Origin of the sequence: Streptomyces sp. NPDC000075 (assembly GCF_040301925.1) — a bacterium.
GTDB lineage: Bacteria > Actinomycetota > Actinomycetes > Streptomycetales > Streptomycetaceae > Streptomyces > Streptomyces polychromogenes.
Genome location: NZ_JBEPFL010000035.1, coordinates 61,079 through 77,579 on the forward strand (window position 1 = coordinate 61,079; position 16,501 = coordinate 77,579).

15 protein-coding genes are annotated in these 16,501 nt (G+C 74.1%); 8 read left to right on the forward strand and 7 right to left on the reverse strand.

All coding sequences use genetic code 11. The features are described 5' to 3' along the window. Window positions 1-125 precede the first annotated feature (125 nt). Window positions 126-932, forward strand: a complete 807-nt coding sequence (locus ABT403_RS31295) for an alpha/beta fold hydrolase (RefSeq protein WP_344165606.1) — start codon at window positions 126-128, stop codon at window positions 930-932. On the opposite strand, the gene ABT403_RS31300 is transcribed toward ABT403_RS31295, so the two are convergent. The 4 genes from ABT403_RS31300 to ABT403_RS31315 form a co-directional block, all read right to left on the reverse strand. Further along, window positions 907-1,494 (reverse strand): GNAT family N-acetyltransferase, encoded by a 588-nt coding sequence (locus ABT403_RS31300; RefSeq protein WP_344165609.1) that lies wholly within the window; start codon window positions 1,492-1,494, stop codon window positions 907-909. The two genes, ABT403_RS31295 and ABT403_RS31300, sit on opposite strands and share 26 nt — an antisense overlap. Next, window positions 1,491-3,548, reverse strand: a complete 2,058-nt coding sequence (locus tag ABT403_RS31305) for a penicillin acylase family protein (protein ID WP_425580265.1) — start codon at window positions 3,546-3,548, stop codon at window positions 1,491-1,493. Before ABT403_RS31305 ends, ABT403_RS31300 begins: the two co-directional genes overlap by 4 nt. A gap of 76 nt (window positions 3,549-3,624) precedes the next feature. Further along, window positions 3,625-4,137 carry a DinB family protein gene (locus tag ABT403_RS31310; protein ID WP_344165612.1) on the reverse strand — a complete coding sequence of 171 codons (513 nt, stop codon included), beginning with the start codon at window positions 4,135-4,137 and terminating at the stop codon, window positions 3,625-3,627. 83 nt (window positions 4,138-4,220) lie between these two features. Further along, complete coding sequence (locus tag ABT403_RS31315; protein ID WP_344165913.1) at window positions 4,221-5,006, reverse strand: GNAT family N-acetyltransferase; 786 nt, start codon at window positions 5,004-5,006, stop codon at window positions 4,221-4,223. Window positions 5,007-5,066: 60 nt separating this feature from the next. Between ABT403_RS31315 and ABT403_RS31320 the strand changes: the two genes are divergently transcribed. From ABT403_RS31320 to ABT403_RS31345, 6 genes are all read left to right on the forward strand, one after another. Continuing rightward, on the forward strand, window positions 5,067-5,519 hold the full coding sequence (locus tag ABT403_RS31320) for a cupin domain-containing protein (RefSeq protein WP_344165614.1): 453 nt from the start codon (window positions 5,067-5,069) through the stop codon (window positions 5,517-5,519). A 135-nt stretch (window positions 5,520-5,654) separates the two neighbouring features. Next, a complete protein-coding gene (locus tag ABT403_RS31325) occupies window positions 5,655-7,886 on the forward strand; it encodes an MMPL family transporter (protein WP_344165617.1) in 2,232 nt (743 codons plus the stop codon). 27 nt (window positions 7,887-7,913) lie between these two features. Beyond that, entirely contained in the window at window positions 7,914-8,468 is a 555-nt protein-coding gene (locus ABT403_RS31330; protein ID WP_344165620.1) for a GNAT family N-acetyltransferase, read from the forward strand. A 106-nt stretch (window positions 8,469-8,574) separates the two neighbouring features. Further along, complete coding sequence (locus tag ABT403_RS31335; protein WP_344165623.1) at window positions 8,575-9,183, forward strand: hypothetical protein; 609 nt, start codon at window positions 8,575-8,577, stop codon at window positions 9,181-9,183. A gap of 190 nt (window positions 9,184-9,373) precedes the next feature. Beyond that, window positions 9,374-9,538 (forward strand): hypothetical protein, encoded by a 165-nt coding sequence (locus ABT403_RS31340; protein WP_344165626.1) that lies wholly within the window; start codon window positions 9,374-9,376, stop codon window positions 9,536-9,538. A gap of 80 nt (window positions 9,539-9,618) precedes the next feature. Further along, on the forward strand, window positions 9,619-12,654 hold the full coding sequence (locus ABT403_RS31345) for a helix-turn-helix transcriptional regulator (RefSeq protein WP_344165630.1): 3,036 nt from the start codon (window positions 9,619-9,621) through the stop codon (window positions 12,652-12,654). On the opposite strand, the gene ABT403_RS31350 is transcribed toward ABT403_RS31345, so the two are convergent. The 3 genes from ABT403_RS31350 to ABT403_RS31360 form a co-directional block, all read right to left on the reverse strand. Further along, complete coding sequence (locus ABT403_RS31350) at window positions 12,651-12,944, reverse strand: DUF6191 domain-containing protein (protein ID WP_344165633.1); 294 nt, start codon at window positions 12,942-12,944, stop codon at window positions 12,651-12,653. The genes ABT403_RS31345 and ABT403_RS31350 overlap by 4 nt on opposite strands. Window positions 12,945-12,977: 33 nt before the next feature. Then, complete coding sequence (locus ABT403_RS31355) at window positions 12,978-14,216, reverse strand: PQQ-dependent sugar dehydrogenase (protein ID WP_344165636.1); 1,239 nt, start codon at window positions 14,214-14,216, stop codon at window positions 12,978-12,980. 125 nt (window positions 14,217-14,341) lie between these two features. Beyond that, entirely contained in the window at window positions 14,342-15,349 is a 1,008-nt protein-coding gene (locus ABT403_RS31360) for an aldo/keto reductase (RefSeq protein WP_344165639.1), read from the reverse strand. Window positions 15,350-15,434: 85 nt separating this feature from the next. Here ABT403_RS31360 and ABT403_RS31365 point away from each other — a divergent pair, with 85 nt between their 5' ends. Then, complete coding sequence (locus tag ABT403_RS31365) at window positions 15,435-16,382, forward strand: 2-hydroxyacid dehydrogenase (protein ID WP_344165642.1); 948 nt, start codon at window positions 15,435-15,437, stop codon at window positions 16,380-16,382. The last annotated feature ends 119 nt before the right edge of the window (window positions 16,383-16,501 follow it).

The window sequence follows — 16,501 nt, forward strand, 5'->3', positions numbered from 1 at the left end:
CCCGCGAACCGCACGTACGCCACCCGTACAAAACCTGTGTACGGGCTATTTCTGTAGCGCTCGTTAGTGAATCTATGTATCGTTCAATCCGTAACGACCGCTACAGAAATGCCGAGGGGACCGCCATGTCCGTCATCACGACCGCCACCGCCGCCTACGCCCGCACCGTCCGCAAGGAGAGCGGCGGTCCCGGCCTGCTGCTCGCCCACGGCGGGGGAGGGGCCGTCGAGAGCAACTTCGGGGCGATCCTCGACCAGCTCGCCGCCGAGCACAGCGTCGTCGGCGTCGACTACCCCGGGACCGGCGGGACCCCGAAGTCCGACGAGCCGCTCCGGCTGGACGAGCTGGCCGATCAGCTGGTGGCCGCCGCCGACGCCGAGGGGCTGGAGACCTTCGCGGTGCTCGGGTACTCGCTCGGGGGGAACGTGGCGCTGCGGATCGCCGCCCGCTACCCCGAGCGGGTGACCGCGCTCGTCCTCACCGCCACCTTCGTGCGCGCCGGGAACCGGCTGAAGCTGGTCGGGGACCTGTGGTCGGGGCTCGCGGCGCGGGGTGAGAACGAGCTGCTGGCGCGGCTGCTGGTGCCGCTGGCGGTGAACCCGGCGGTGCTGGAGGGGCTGACGCCCGAGCAGGCCGAGGACGTGGTGCTGGCGACCGCCGCCTCCATCCCGCCGGGCGCGGGGGACCACGTCGACCTGATCAAGGGAGCCGACCTGAGCGCGGAGGCCGCGGGGGTGTCCGTACCGGCCCTGGTGATCGCGACCACCGAGGACCGGCTCGTACCCCTGGAGCTCCAGAAGGAGCTGGCCGGCGCCGTGCCGGGCGCCCGGTACGCGGAGCTGCCCACCGGGCACCTCCCCTTCGCCGAGCGCCCGGCCGAATGGGCCGCGCTGATCACGGAGTTCCTCAGCGAGCAGCGGCCTGCCGGGTGAGGAAGGCCAGGCGGGCGGGCTTGGCCGGGAGGTAGACCTCGGGGAGGTCGATCTCCGGGAGTTCCACCTCCGGGCCGAGCGCGAAGCCGGAACGTTCCAGCAGGGCGATGGCCTTGGCGTTGCGGGCGTCGGGCTCGCCGACCACGCGCGCGGCGCCGCCGTCGGTGAACAGGTAGGCGATGAACGCCTCTATCAGGGCTCCCGTGAAGCCGTGCCGGGCGGCGCCCTTCGTGGGGCCGATCAGCAGGTGCACGCCGACGTCCCCGGGCTGGACCTCGTAGCACTCGCTGACCCGGTCCTCGGCGCAGTCGTACGTCTGGAACAGCGCGACCTGCTCCCCGTCCAGGGCGACCATGAACGCGTGGTGGGTGGTGCGGCGGTCCACGTCCTCGTAGATCTCCTGAACCAGCTCGCGGCTGGCCTCGCCCATGCCCCAGAAGCGCGCCCGCTCCTCGGTGACCCAGCTGTGGATCAGCGCGGAGTCGGCGGCGGGGTCGACGGGGGTGAAGGAGACCGTGCCGAAGCCCTCGACGGGGTGGGTGTAGACGGCGGTGCGGGTCATGGGCGTTCCTTGGTGAGGCGGGTCCAGTCGGTGACGACGGGGACGAGTTCGCAGCGCGCCCAGAACGGGAGCTGGTCGCGGTGGTGGGGGGAGCCGGTGACCCCGTCGGCGCCGAGGGGGACCGCCCAGAGGCTGTTCTCGCGGTCTGCCAGGTCCCACACGTAGCGGGCGGCCGAGGCGCGGGCGACGGTGTCGGTGACGCCGGGGACGGAGGAGGTGGCGTTGACGCAGTCGTGGTCGCCGCCCAGGCCGGGCCACCGGGCCTCCGGGTCCGGGACGGCCTGCCAGGGGGTCAGCCGGTGCGACTGGGACCAGGGGGCTTCGGGGGCGCCGGCCGTCGCGGTCTCCTCCAGGGCGGCGCGGACGTGCGCGGCGCGGTCCAGGCCGGGGAGGAGGGGCGTGGTGAGGAGGCCCTCCAGGGCGTAGCCGACCCGGGGGACCAGGTAGAGCCAGGGGTGGAACACCTCCGGGCCGCCGGGGGCGCCGGCCAGGTCCGCGAAGACGGGGTCGGCCGCGAGGCGGCGTACGACGGCAGTGCGGAAGGCGGCGAAGACGGTGGCGTCGGTGCTGTCGGCCTCCATGTGCCGGTCCCAGCCCAGTAGCCGGTCGCGGAGCGCGGCGGCCTCGGGGGAGAGGGCGTCGAGCCCGGGCAGCAGGGCGAGCAGCGGCCCGGCGGAGGCCAGGTGGGTGTCGCGGTGGACCTCGGCCATGGCCTTCGGGGACCAGTCGGCCGAACCACCGAGCAGGGCGCGGATCCGCTCCGCGCGGTGCGGCGGCGCGAACTCCACCCCGAGGGGGGACGCGATCCCGCGCGCGTTCGCCATCACGGCGACGCCCCGCACCGGCTCGGCGGGGGCCTCGGCCCAGCCCCGCCAGGCGTGGCGGGCGTCCCAGGCGGGCACGGGACGCAGCCGGTTCGCGGCCTCGCGCAGCGGCACGGCGCCCGCGACACGGTGCAGCAGGCCGCCTTCGGAGTCGGCGGCGTGCACGACGTTGACGGGCTCGGCCCAGCCGTCGAGGGCGCGGTCGACGTCGGCGACGGTGCGGGCGCGCAGCAGGGCGGGCAAGGCGGCGAAGCCGAGGTCGGAGCGGACGCGGGGCGGGTAGCGCAGGGAGAGGGTGGCGGAGTCGTCGTTGACGATCACCGGGCCCCGGGCGGTCTCCAGGATCTCGACCTCGACGTCCTCGCCGCCCGCGACCGTGACGGTCTCGGTGTGGCGGGCGACCGGCTCCCAGTCGCCGTCCGGGCCCAGGGCCTCGATGCCGTAGGCCGCGGGGCGCAGCCGCTCGGTGTACAGGTCCTGGTAGTCGGCCATGGCGTTGGTGATGGCCCAGGCGACGGAGCCGGCATGGCCGAAGTGGGCGAGGCCCGGGACGCCGGGGACGGCCAGGCCCAGGACGTCGTACTCCGGGCAGGCCAGGCGGATCTGCTGGTAGACGCCCGGGTCCTCGATGAACCGGTGCGGGTCGCCGGCGATGATCGCCGCGCCGGTGGCGGTGCGGTCGCCGGGGACCAGCCAGCCGTTGCTGCCGGCGGTGCCGGGGCCGTCGGTGGCGAAGAGGGTGGTGGCCGCGTCGCCGAGGACGCGGGCGACGCGGTCGCGCCACAGCTTGGTGGCGAAGCCCGCGAAGAGGATGTGGGTGCCGATCCAGATGGAGAGCGGGACCCACGGCTGCCAGGGGGCGGGGGAGTGGCCCGCGGCTGCGAAGCGGTCGTCGCGGGCCGCACCCTCGGCCAGGCCCGCGTTGACCCCGTCGACGTAGGCGGTGACCCAGGCGGCGGTGTCCGCGTCCAGGGCCTCGAAGCACCGGCGGGCGGTGTCGTCGAGGCGGGCCTGGCGGGCGAAGCGGTCCCAGGGCACGCAGTCGGCCCCGAGGAAGGAGGCGCTGGAGCCCTGGGCGCGGTGCCGCTCCACCTCCAGCTGCCAGGCCCGGTCCCGGGCGGTGGTCCGGCCCTGGGCGTAGGAGAGGCGGAGCGGGTCGGACGCGCGCAGGTGCGGGATGCCCCAGCTGTCGCGGTAGACCTCGTAGGCCTCGGTGGTCACAGCGCTCACGCTCTTCCCCCGGTGTCTTAGGTTAGGCTGGCCTAACTATAAGGGGGTCTGGGTGCGTGGCTGCCGCCGGGGCCGTTCAGGCGCCGGTGGTGCCGTCGACGGCCTCCCGGAGGAAGTCCGCGTGGCCGTTGTGGCGGGCGTACTCGTGGATCATGTGCAGCATCACCAGCCGCAGTGAGACGTCCTCCTCCCACTTCGGCACGTACGCCGTCACGTCCAGCGACTCGGCGGCCGCCTCCACCGCGCGGGAGTGCGCCACCTCCGCCTCCCAGGCGGCGAAGGCCTCGGCGCGGGTCGCGCCGGAGGCGTCGTAGGCGGCCTGGAAGTCGCGGCTGTCCGACCACAGGTGGGGGACGTCGGTGTCCCCGCCGATCGTGCGGCGGAACCACTGGCGCTCCACCTCGGCCATGTGCCGCACCAGGCCGAGCAGCGAGAGGGTGGAGGGCGGGGAGGCCTGGCGGCGCAGCTCCTCGTCGGTGAGTCCGTCGCACTTCCAGGCGAGGGTGGCCCGGTGGAAGTCGAGGAAGGCCCGGAGGGTTTCGCGTTCGTCCCCGGTCAGGGGCGGGCCGATGCGTTCGGTGATGTCCATGGGCGCGATCCTGCCGCTTCTCCGGCGGCCCGGGAAGCGATTTCGCGGCCTGGCGGGCGGCCCGCCGGCCGCCGTAGGTCCCCTCAGCCCTGCCAGATGTAGGGGACGGTGACGCCGAGCACCCCGAAGCCCAGCCGCTCCAGGATCGGCCGGCTGTCGTCCGAGGCGTCGACCTGGAGGTACGGGATCCCCCGCTCGGCCGCGATCCGGGCGCGGTGCGCCACCAGCAGGCGGTAGATGCCCCGGCCCCGCCAGCCGGGGTCCGTGCCGCCGCCCCACAGGCCGGCGAAGGCGCTGCCCTCCTGGATCTCCATCCGTGCCGAGCTGACCGGTACCTCCCCGGCCATCGCCACCACGACCTCGAGGGAGTCGGGGTCCTCCCGCAGCTGGGCGAGCACCGCTTCCTTGATCCGGGGCCGCTCGACCCCGAAGGCCCGGTCGTGCGCGGCCATCATCAGGTCCACGCCCGCCTCGTCGGTCACCCGCAGCAGGGTGATCCCCGCCGGCGGTTCCACCGGCAGGGCGGCCAGGTCGGCGGTCCGGCCCACCATCAGGGTCTCGGCCGGCTCCGGCACGAACCCCGCCGCGCTCAGCCGGCCGGCCAGATCGGCCGGATGGTCATGGGTGTACAGCTTCCACTCGAACACCGCCCCGCCCGGCGCCTGCCCGCCCGCGCCGAAGTGCGCCACCTGCGCCGCGATCTCCGCGTCCGCGGTGTCCTCGTCGAGGTCCGACCACACCACACCGTTCCAGCCGGGCAGGCTCATCCGCACGACCCGGCCCGCCCGCTCCACGTGCGGACCCTCCGCACCGCGCCGCACCTCGGTGTCGTAGCGGTCGCGCACCTTCAGCAGTTCATCAAGATCCATCGTCATGCGCGCACCTCATCAGCTGATCCTCGGCGCCCACAAGTCCATTAGCCTCGACCCGTGAACGACGACCGCACCATCTACACCGGCAAGGCCACCCCCGACGCCGCCGCCGACCGGGGCTGGCTCCTGGGGCACTTCAAGGAGCCGGGCGACCCGCGCCACAGCGAGGACGTCGAGATCAAGTGGGGGGTCCACCCCAAGGGCGAGGCGCGCGAGCGCTGGGTCACCGGGGAACGGCGCACCGCCCTCCAGGTGCTGATCAGCGGCCGCTTCCGGCTCGAGTTCCCCGGGCGCACCGTCGTCCTCGCCGAACAGGGCGACTACGTCGTCTGGGGCCGGGGCGTCGACCACTCCTGGTACGCCGAGGAGGACACCGTCGTCCTCACCGTCCGCTGGCCCTCCGTCCCGGGCTACCGGGCCGAAGGACCCGCCGAAGGTCAGGCCTGTGACGATGCACACGAAAGCGGCCAACGATCACGAAACGCTGCGATCGTGTCGACCGAGGTGTAAACCCACACACCCTGGCCGCCCGCGGCCGCACCTTTCACAAGTTCACGACTCACCCGTCACGACTTCACGAGTTCAAGCGTTCTTTGCGTCGGGCCGACTCCCGCTGAAGATCCGAACCACCAGGGAGCACGTCCGTTGGCAGCAATCGCACGGTGGTGCATGCGACACCGGCTGGTCACCGTCCTGATCTGGCTGCTGGCCCTCGGCGGGACCGCCACGGCGGCCGCGACCGCCGGAACGGCGTTCTCCAACGACTACGAGGTCCCCGGCACCGAGTCCAACAAGGCCAACGTCCTCCTGCGCGAGGGCTTCCACGGCCAGGGCGGCGACACCGACACCATCGTGTGGCGGACCCCGGACCACCAGACCGTGCGGACACCCGACGTCGAACGGCGGATGACGCGCGCCCTGGACGCCGTCGCCGCCCTCCCCGGTGTCGGCTCGGTCAGTAGCCCCTACGGACCAGGCCCCGCCGGCGCCGCCCAGATCAGCCCCGACGGCCGTACCGCCTACGCCGTGGTCACCTTCGACCGGCAGGCCGACTCCGTACCCAAGGCCCAGGCCAAGGCCGTCGTCGACGCCGCGAAGAACCCCGCCACCGAGACCGACGGCCTCCAGGTCGAACTCGGCGGCCGCGCCATCGGCCTGACCGAAGCACCCAGCCCCCACCTCGCAGAGGTCATCGGCGTGGCCATCGCCGCCGTCGTCCTCTTCCTCGCCTTCGGCTCCCTCGCCGCCAGCCTGCTGCCCATCGCCACCGCCCTCGTCAGCGTCGGCAGCGCCTACTTCGGCATCACCCTCCTCGGCCACACCATGGCCGTCGCCGACTTCGCCCCGATGCTCGGCACCCTCGTCGGCCTCGGGGTCGGCATCGACTACGCCCTCTTCATCGTCACCCGGCACCGCAAGGGCCTGGCCCGCGGCCTCACCGTCGAGGAGGCCGGCGAGAACGCCGTCGCCACCACCGGCCGGGCCGTCGTCTTCGCCGGGGCCACCGTCTGCATCGCCCTGCTCGGCATGCTCGTGCTGCGCCTGGGCTTCCTCAACGGCGTCGCGATAGCCGCCTCCCTCACCGTGGTGCTGACCGTGGCGGCCTCCGTCACCCTGCTCCCCGCCCTCCTCTCCTGCATCGGCATACGGGCCCTGTCCCGCCGCGAACGCCGCAAGCTCGCCGCCGAGGGCCCCCGGACCGAGGCCCCCACCGGGTTCGCGGCCCGCTGGTCGGCCTTCGTCGAACGCCACCCCAAGCTCCTCGGCCTGGTCGCCGCCCTCGTCATGGCGGTCGTCGCACTGCCCACCCTCTCCCTCCACCTCGGCACCTCCGACCAGGGCAACAACCCGGCCACCGCCACCACCCGCAAGGCCTACGACCTGCTCGCCGACGGCTTCGGCCCCGGCGTGAACGGCCCGCTCACGGTCGTCGCCCGCCTCGACGGCGCCGCCGACCGCGTCGCCGTCCAGCGGCTGGCCGACGCCCTGCGCACCACCGAAGGCGTCGCCTCCGCCGGCCCGGCCGTGTTCAACCGCAGCGGCGACACCGCCCTCCTGACGGTCGTCCCGGACTCCGCCCCGCAGTCCCGGGCCACGAGCGAGCTGGTCGACCGCCTCCGCCAGGACGTCATCCCGCGCGCCGGACACGGCAGCTCGATGCGGGCCCACGTCGGCGGGGTCACCGCCGGCTACGACGACTTCGCCGACGTGATCGTCGGCAAGCTGCCGCTCTTCGTCGGCGTGGTCATCACCCTCGGCTGCCTGCTCCTGCTGCTGGCCTTCCGCTCCATCGGCATCCCGCTCAAGGCGGCCGCCATGAACGTCGCCGCCGTGGCCTCCTCCTTCGGCGTCGTCGTCGCGATCTTCCAGTGGGGCTGGGGGAGCGAGCTGCTGGGCCTGGGCAGCGCGGGCCCCATCGAGCCCTTCCTGCCGGTGATCATGGTGTCCGTGCTGTTCGGGCTCTCCATGGACTACCAGGTCTTCCTCGTCAGCCGGATGTACGAGGAGTGGCTGGAGACCGGCGACAACCGGCGGGCCGTGCGCGTGGGCCTCGCCGAGACGAGCCGGGTGATCAACTCGGCGGCCGTCATCATGATCTCGGTCTTCCTGGCCTTCGTCCTCAGCGGAGACCGGATCATCGCCATGTTCGGCATCGCACTGGCCGCCGCCGTCGCCCTCGACGCCTTCGTCCTGCGCACCCTGCTCGTCCCCGCGCTCATGCACCTGCTCGGCGGGGCCAACTGGTGGATCCCCGCCTGGCTGGACCGGCGGATGCCCAGGATCAGTATCGAACCCCCGGAGTGCCGCCCCCGTGCGGTGCTCCCGGCCCAGCGGCCGGACGCGGACCACGCGCAGCCGGCCGAGACCTCCCGCTGACCGGCCACGAGCCGTAAGGAAACACGCATGTTCGCGATAGACCTGTCCGAGGACGCCCAGCTCTTCCCCCTGGAGGTCTGGCACGCCGAGGAGTTCCTCGCGCACATGGACCGCGGCCGGGAGTTCATCGGGCGGTTCATCGGCTTCCCCGACCGCGTCACCGACCTGGAATCGGCCCGGGGGCTCCTGCGCTCCAACGCCGAGCAGTCCGCCGCCGACGGCCGCCGCCTCTACGGCATCCGGGCCGGCGGCACCCTCGTCGGCGGGGTCCTCTTCGCGAACTTCGACGCCGCCGCCGGCAACTGCGAGGTCGGCTGCTGGATGGAACCCGCGGGCACCGGCCGGGGCCTGGTCACCCAGGCCTGCCGGGTGCTCATCGACTGGGCCTTCGACACCCGGGGCATGCACCGCGTCGAATGGCACGTCGCCGGCGGCAACGAGAAGAGCATCGCCGTCGCCCGGCGCCTCGGCCTCACCCGCGAGGGCGTCCTGCGCCAGAGCCACCTCCACCGAGGCGTCCGCCAGGACATCGAGATCTGGTCGCTCCTCGCCCACGAACGGGCCGCCGCCCGCGCCGCGTAGCCACCGCCGCCGCCGCCGGCCCCGCCCAGGGCCCGGGGGCCGGCCGGAGCGGCGGGCCGCGAACCCTCTCAGGAGCCTCTCAGAAACGCCGCCTACGGTGCCCGCCATGGACACCACCAAGACCGCCGCCCCCACCGCCCCCGAGGCGGACGCCGCCGAGGACAAGCCGGACACCGCCGCCCCGGCCGCCCCCGAGGACACCACCGCCCCCGCCGCCGGGCCCGGCACGGACGCCTCCGCCGAGGCCGGCGAAGCCTCCGGCGAAGGGCCCGGCGAGGACCTCGACGCGGACGACGCCGACGCCTTCCCCGAGCGCCCCACCGGTGTCGGCTCCGCGGCCTCCGCCGTCACCGCCGCCGGCCTGGGCCTCGTCGCCCTCAGCGGCAGCTGGGTGGCCCGCGTGATCGGCGAACGCCAGACCCTCATCGGCCAGATCGAGTCGGCCAACGCCACCACCGCCAAGGAGAAGATCGCCGCCCTGTACGGCGACGCCTGGCACATGACCGCCCTGGTCAACGGCCTCCTCGCCGCCCTCGCCCTCCTCCTCGCCGCCCTCGTCCTCGCGGCCCCCGCCTTCGGCGCCCCCGGCCGGGTCCACCCCACCTGGGTCCGCTCCGTCTCCTGGGCCGCCGTCGCCCTCGGCGCCCTCGGCGTCCTGCTCTTCGGACTCATGTACTTCGACCTCCTCGTCCCCCTGCCGACGGCCGCCGAATAGGCACCGCCTTACCCCCCGTCTTAGGCCGCCCCCGGGCGGCTCCAGGCCCCCTCAGGCCCCCGGGCCCCCGGCCTAAGGCCCCCGGGGCCCCACAGATGCGGCATGAGCCCCATGTGCCGCACCCCTCTGGGACGCGAATCTTGGATCACACCGAACGAGGTGCCCGAGAAGAACGACCAGGGAGAACGAGATGTTCGAGTACGAGATCGCCACCGCCCGCCGCGCCGACCTCATCCGCGAGGCCGACCTGTACCGGATGGCCCGGGAGGCCAAGAAGGCCCCCCGCGGCTCTCGCGGCCAGGAACGCGAGAGGACGGTGAGTCGCCACCGCGGCCTCTTCACCCGCGCCGCGTAACCCGCGCCGCGCACCCCGTGGACTGACGCGAGATGACGAGCGCACCGATAACGAGTGCCGCCCGACCGGACCCGTGTGCGATGCTCGGCGGCGTGGAAACCAGATCCGTCAGCCCGGTGTTCGTCGGCCGAGCCGACGAACTGGCCGTACTCGTAGACGCCCTGGCCCGCGCGGCGGACCAGGAGCCGCAGGCCCTCCTCATCGGAGGTGAGGCCGGAGTCGGCAAGACCCGGCTGACCGAGGAGTTCCTCGGCGAGGCCGCCCGCCGCGGAGCCGTGGTGGCCGTCGGAGGCTGTGTGGAGATCGGGGCTGAGGGCCTTCCCTTCGCCCCCTTCTCGACGGCCCTGCGCACCCTGCTCCGCCTGCTGCCCGTCGAACTCGCCGCCGCTGCCGCCGGCCAGGAGGACGAACTCGCCCGCATCCTCCCCGAACTCGGCGAGACCCCCCGCGGCCCCCACGACGAGGAGAGCACCGCCCGCCTCTTCGAACTGACGGCCCGGATGCTGGAACGCCTCGCCGCCGACCGCACCGTCGTCCTCGTCCTGGAGGACCTGCACTGGGCGGACACCTCCACCCGCCACCTGCTCGCCTACCTCTTCCGCAGCCTCGGCCGGGGCCGGCTCGTCCTCGTCGCCACCTACCGGGCCGACGACATCCACCGCCGCCACCCGCTGCGCCCCCTGCTCGCCGAACTCGACCGGCTCCGCACCGTCCAGCGCATCGAACTGCCCCGCTTCAACCGGGGCGAAGTGCGCCGCCAGCTCGCCGGGATCCTCGCCTCGCGGCCCGACGAGGCCTTCGTCGACTCCGTCTTCGACCGCTCCGACGGCAACGCCTTCTTCGTCGAGGAACTCGTCGCCTCCCACGAGAGCGGCTGCCGCACCGGACTCACCGAATCCCTGCGCGACCTCCTCCTCGTCCGCGTCGAGGTCCTGCCCGACGCCGCCCAGCGCGTCGTCCGCATCGTCGCCGAGGGCGGATCCACCGTCGAGTACCCCCTGCTGCTCGCCGTCTCCCGGCTCGGCGAGGACGAGCTGATCGAGGCCCTGCGCGCCGCCGTCGGCGCCAACATCCTCCTCGCCACCCCCGACGGCGACGGCTACCGCTTCCGCCACTCCCTGGTCCGCGAAGCCGTCAGCGACGACCTGCTCCCCGGCGAACGCGCCCGCGTCAACCGGCGCTACGCCGAGGCCGTGGAGGCCGACGAGACCCTCATACGCGCCGAGGAGCGGGTCATCCGGCTCGCCAACTACTGGTACGCCGCCAACGACCCCGCCAAGGCCCTGCCCGCCATCCTCGCCGCCTCCGTCACCGCCCGCCGCCGGCACGCCTACTCCGAGCAGCTCGGCCTCCTCGAACGCGCCATGGACCTGTGGGAGAGCGTCCCCGACGAGGTACGGGACGCACTGCGCCCCGCCGACTACACCGAGGTCTACCCGCCCTGCGGCTGCGACCCGGCCACCACCCCCCTCCAGCGCATCGACCTCCTGGCCGAGGCCACCGTCGCCGCCCGCTACGGCGGCGAGCGCGAACGGGCCCTGAAGCTCACCAAACTGGCCCTGCGCATCCTCGACGAGGACGGAGGCGACCCGCTGCGCGCCGCCTGGTTCTGGACCGAGCGCTCCCGGCTCATCGCCAACCTCGGCCGGGGCGACGGCTGGCAGGAGATCGCCACCGCCCAGGAACTGGTCAAGGGGCTGCCCCCGTCCCAGGTGCACGCCGACGTCCTCGTCCGGGTCGCGGGCTGGGGCATGCTCCACAACCCCGGCCCCGGCAACCTCGAAGCCGCCGAACGCGCCGTCGAATACGCCCGCATGATCGGCGCCGAGGAGACCGAGCTCAACGCCCGGATCACCTACGGCTGCCTGCTCATGGACTCCGGCGACACGGACACCGGCCTCGCCGAACTCCACACGGTCAAGGACCGCGCCACCGAACTCGGACACACCGTCGTAGCGGGCCGCGCCCATATCAACATCACCTCCCAGCTCGAATCGATGGGCCGCTCCCGCGAAGCCGTGGAACTGGCCGAACAAGGGGTCGAACTCGTCCGCGGCGCCCGGCTCCTGGACACCGAGGCCTGGGTCCGCGGGAACATGGCCGAGAGCCTGTACAGCCTCGGCCGCTGGGACGAGGCCGCCGAAGCCGCCCGGCGCACCCTGCACGTCGGCCACGGCGCCGCCCCGCGCGGCTCCGCCTCCGCACGCCTGGCCTACCTGGCGCTGGCCCGGGGCGAACTCGCCGAGGCCACCGCCCAGCTCGCCGCCGCCCACGCCCACTTCGGCACCCACGACAGCCAGCCCCAGCACCGGATCCCGCTCTTCCGGCTGGCCGTCGGCGTGGCCGAGGGCGAGGGCCGCCTCGCCGACGTCCGCACCGAGACGGCCCAGGCCATCGCCTACGGCTTCCCACTCGGCCAGCACCGCTACGCCTGGCCCCTCCTGCTGGCCTCCGCCACCGCCGAAGCCGACGCCCGGGGCCTGCCCGGCACCGACGAGGGCCGCGCCGCCGCCCTGGAGGCCCTGCGCACCGCCGCCCGCTCCCTGGCCACCCCCGCACCCCTGTGGAGCGCCCACGCCGAGTACCTCAGGGCCGAGCTGCTGCGCGCCGAGGGCCGCGACACCGTCGCCGACTGGACGGCCGTCGAAGCCGCCGTCAGCCCCCTGGAGCGCCCCTTCCTGCTGGCCCGCGCCCGCCACCGGCTCGCCGAGGCGCTCCTCGGCTCCGGCGGAGACCGTGAGACGGCGGCCGGCCTGCTCCGCGACGCCCACGCCACCGCCGACCGGCTGGGCTCCCGGCGGCTCCGCGAGGACCTGGCCCTGCTCGCCCAGCGCGCCCGCATCCCGCTGACCCCCGACGAGACCCCGGCCGCACCGGCCCCGGACGCCGACCCGATCGAGGCCCTGGGACTCACCAGCCGCGAACGGGACGTCCTGCGCCTGGTCGCGACGGGCAGCACCAACCGCCGGATCGCGGAGGAACTGTTCATCTCCCCCAAGACGGCCAGCGTGCACGTCTCGAACATCCTGGCCAAGCTGGGCGTCGCGAGCCGGGGGGAGGCCGCCGCGCTCGCCCACCGGCTGCGCCTGTTCACCCCCCTGACTCCGCAGCCCTAAGGAGTCCGCTCCGCCTCCTCGTCAGCGTCCGCCGCATCCGCCGCATCCGCCCCGGCCGCCGCATCCGCCCCGGCCGCCGCATCCGCCCCGGCCGCCGAGCCGTCCGCTTGCGGCGGCCGGCTCGCGGCCGGGCGTATGAGCACCGAGCCGGAGTCGAGGTCTATCGGCCCCCGTCCCGGATCGCCGTCGCCGACGTCGGTCCGGGACAGTTCGAGGCGCTTCTTCTCCTCGTCCGTGTGCCGCCGGCCCGGGTTGAACAACTCCTCGATCATGTTGAACACCGTGCTCACCGTGCCTTCCGCCCCCCACCGGGGCTCCGTCGGTCACCGCACCGTCAGACCCAGGATCCTGTCGTCGCCCGCCTGGGGCGACCCGCGCCCGTCCGTCTCGCTCGTGACCAGCAGCAATCTGTCCCCGCCGAGCGGCACCACCGTCCGCAGCCGGCCGTACTGCCCGGTCAGGAAGGCCTCCGGCTCCGCGGCCTCCGCAGCCCCCTTCAGGGGGATCCGCCACAGCCGCTCGCCCTTCAGCGAGGCCATCCAGATCGACCCCTCCGCCCAGGCGATCCCGCTCGGCGAGGCCTCGTCCGTCTTCCAGACGGCCACCGGATCCCGGAAACCCGCCTTGCCCCCCTTCCCCTCCACCGCCGGCCAGCCGTAATCGCCGCCCGGCACGATGAGGTTCAGCTCGTCCCAGGTGTGCTGCCCGAACTCGGAGGCCCACAGCCGCTTGTCCGCGTCCCAGGCGAGCCCCTGCACATTGCGGTGCCCCCAGGAGTAGACGACCGAGTCCGGCTCGGGATTCCCGTGGACCGGCTTCCCGTCGGGGGTCATCCGCAGGATCTTGCCGCCCAGCGACTTCCGGTCCTGCGCCAGCGCCGTGTTCCCGGTCTCGCCCGTCCCGGCGTAGAGCATCCCGTCCGGCCCGAAGGCGATCCGCCCGCCGTTGTGGATGAGCCCCTTGGGGATGCCCCTCAGCACCGTGTCCGGCGCGCCCAGCTGCTGCCCGGGCGGTCTCTGCTCGTCGTAGCGCATCCGGGCGACGCGGTTGTCGGACTCCGTGGTGAAGTACGCGTACACCAGCCGGTCGGAGGCGAAGTGCGGGGACAGCGCGAGCCCCAGCAGTCCGCCCTCCCCGCCGGGCGCCACCCCGGGCACCCGGCCGATCGGCGTCACCTCGCCCGTGTCCGTCCGGACCCTGCTGACCGTGCCCTTGTCCCGCGAGGCGACGAGCAGGTCCCCGCCGGGCAGCGGGGCCACCCCCCACGGGGAGTCCAGCCCCTTCGCCACCTCGCCCGTGACCGTCACGGAGCCCTTGGCCGGCGGCGCCGAGGCCGCCACCCCCGCCGTGCCGCCCGCCGAGGCCGACGGCGGAGCCCCGGGCGAGGAGCCCCCGGCGCCGGGCGGAGCCCCGCCCGGCGGTGAGCATCCCGCCGCCAGCAGCGCCCCGCACCCCGCCAGGGCAACCCCCGCCAGCACCCGCCGCCGCGCGCCCCCGGCTCCGCGCACACCCGCTCCGGCACGCCCCGCCCCGAAAAGCCCGCCCCACACCTCGTACCGCATCGTCCCGCTCCCCTCCGGCCGATCCTCCGGTCCTGCCCTTCACAAGACTCAACAGATCCGGCGGGTGCCCGGGTTCCACCACTCGTACACCCGATCGAGTGGTTGTCGCGGTCGTCCCGGGAAGGTCAGTCCCAGGCCCCCACCGCCGCCGGCAGCGCCGCGAACCCCGCCAGCTCCCCGGCCGTCAGCCGCACCTCCGCCGCCCGCGCGTTCTCCGCCGCCCAGTGCGCCCGGTCCGCCCCCGGCACCGGCACCACGTGCGGCCCCTGCGCCAGCACCCACGCCAGCGCCACCTGCGCCGCCGTCACCTCCGGCCCGTGCCTGCGGGCCACCCGCCGCAGCTCCGCCACCAGCACCTGGTTCGAGGCCATCGCGTGCGCCGTGAACCGCGGATGGCGGGCCCGTACGTCCGCCTCCTCGAACCCCTGCCCCGGCGTCAGCGTCCCCGTCAGGAACCCGCTGCCCAGCGGCATCGCCGCCAGCATCCCCACCCCCCGCGCCGCACACCACGGCAGCAGCTGCCACGCCGCCTCCGGCGACCACACCGACAGCTCCGCCTGCACCGCCGTCACCGGGAACACCTGCTGCACCCGCTCCAGGTGCCGCAGCGTCGACCGGTACCCCCGGTCCCCGCGCCGCCCCGCACCCGGCCCGGCCCCCGCGCCCAGCGCGCAGAACCCCAGCGCCCGCACCTTCCCCGCCTGCACCAGCTCCGCCATGGCCCCCCAGGTCTCCTCCACCGGGACCTCGGGGTCCACCCGGTGCAGCTGGTACAGGTCTATGACGTCGGTCCGCAGCCGCCGCAGCGAGGCGTCGCACGCCCGCCGCACGTACTCCGGCCGCCCGTCCGCCACCACGTGCCCCTCGCCGGCCCGCAGCCCCACCTTGGCCGACACGAAGGCCTCGGCCCGCCGCTCGCGCAGCACCCGCCCGACCGCCAGCTCATTGGTGAACGGCCCGTAGAGATCGGCCGTGTCCAGCAGGTTCGCCCCGAGGTCCAGGGCCGTGTGCAGGGTGCGCAGCGACTCCTCGCCCCGACGGCGCGAGGGCGCGTAGGCCCAGCTCATCGGCATGCAGCCGAGCCCGATGGCCCCCACCGTCAGCGGTCCCGACCCGATCGACCTGCGCTCCACCCCTGCGTCCCCCCTCCCGGCCCTGTCCCGGTCCGGCCCTCAAACTAACGGCTTGATCACGTGCGCTTCGCATAGCCTCGGGATCATGACTGCAACGACCGCGGACGTCTGGCTCCCCTTCCCGCCCGGGGAGATCGACGGCCTCCCCGACTCCTTCCGCTACCGACGGTGGGACGGTGAGGACGAGTTCCCGGCCGACCCCGCCGACTGCGTCTTCTACGTCACCCCGTACATGAAGTCCCAGGCCGTGACCCTGCGTCCGCTCCCGGCCATGCCCGCCCTGCGCGTCGTGCAGACCCTCACCGCCGGCATCGACCACGTCCTGCCCGGCCTGGGCCACCTGCGCCCCGGCGTCCGGCTGTGCAACGCGCGCGGCGTCCACGAGGCCAGCACCGCCGAGCTCGCCCTGACCCTCACCCTCGCCTCCCTGCGCGGCATCCCCGGCATGGTGCGCGGCCAGGACCGCGAGGAATGGCGCGGCGGCTTCTACGAGGCCCTCGCCGACAAGTCCGTGCTGATCGTCGGCTACGGGGCCATCGGCGCGGCCGTCGAGGACCGGCTCCTGCCCTTCGAGTGCGGCCGGATCACCCGCGTCGCCCGTTCGGCCCGCACCGCCCCGCACGGGCCGGTGCACGCCCTCGGCGACCTGCACACTCTCCTCCCGGACGCGGACGTGGTCATCCTCTCCACCCCGCTCACCGAGGACACCCGGGGCCTGGCCGGGGCCTCCTTCCTCGGCCGGATGAAGGACGGGGCCCTGCTGGTGAACGTCTCGCGCGGCCCCGTGGCCGACACGAAGGCCCTGCTGGCCGAACTGGAGTCCGGACGGCTGCGCGCCGCCCTCGACGTCACCGACCCGGAGCCGCTGCCCCCGGGCCACCCGCTGTGGCACGCCCCGAACGTCCTGATCACGCCTCACGTGGGAGGCAGCAGCTCGGCGTTCGAGCCCCGGGCGAAGCGTCTCGTCGCCCGTCAGCTGGCCCGGTTCGCCGCCGGAGAGGCCGTCGAGAACACCGTTCTGATCACGGACTGAACCACCACGCGCACTCTCCGCGTCCATATGTATGCGAGCAGTTGCCACACGCCTCCCCGTGGTGACGGAGAGTAGAGAAGCTATGTCACTGAGTGACGAAAGTGGTGTATCGTCCGGAA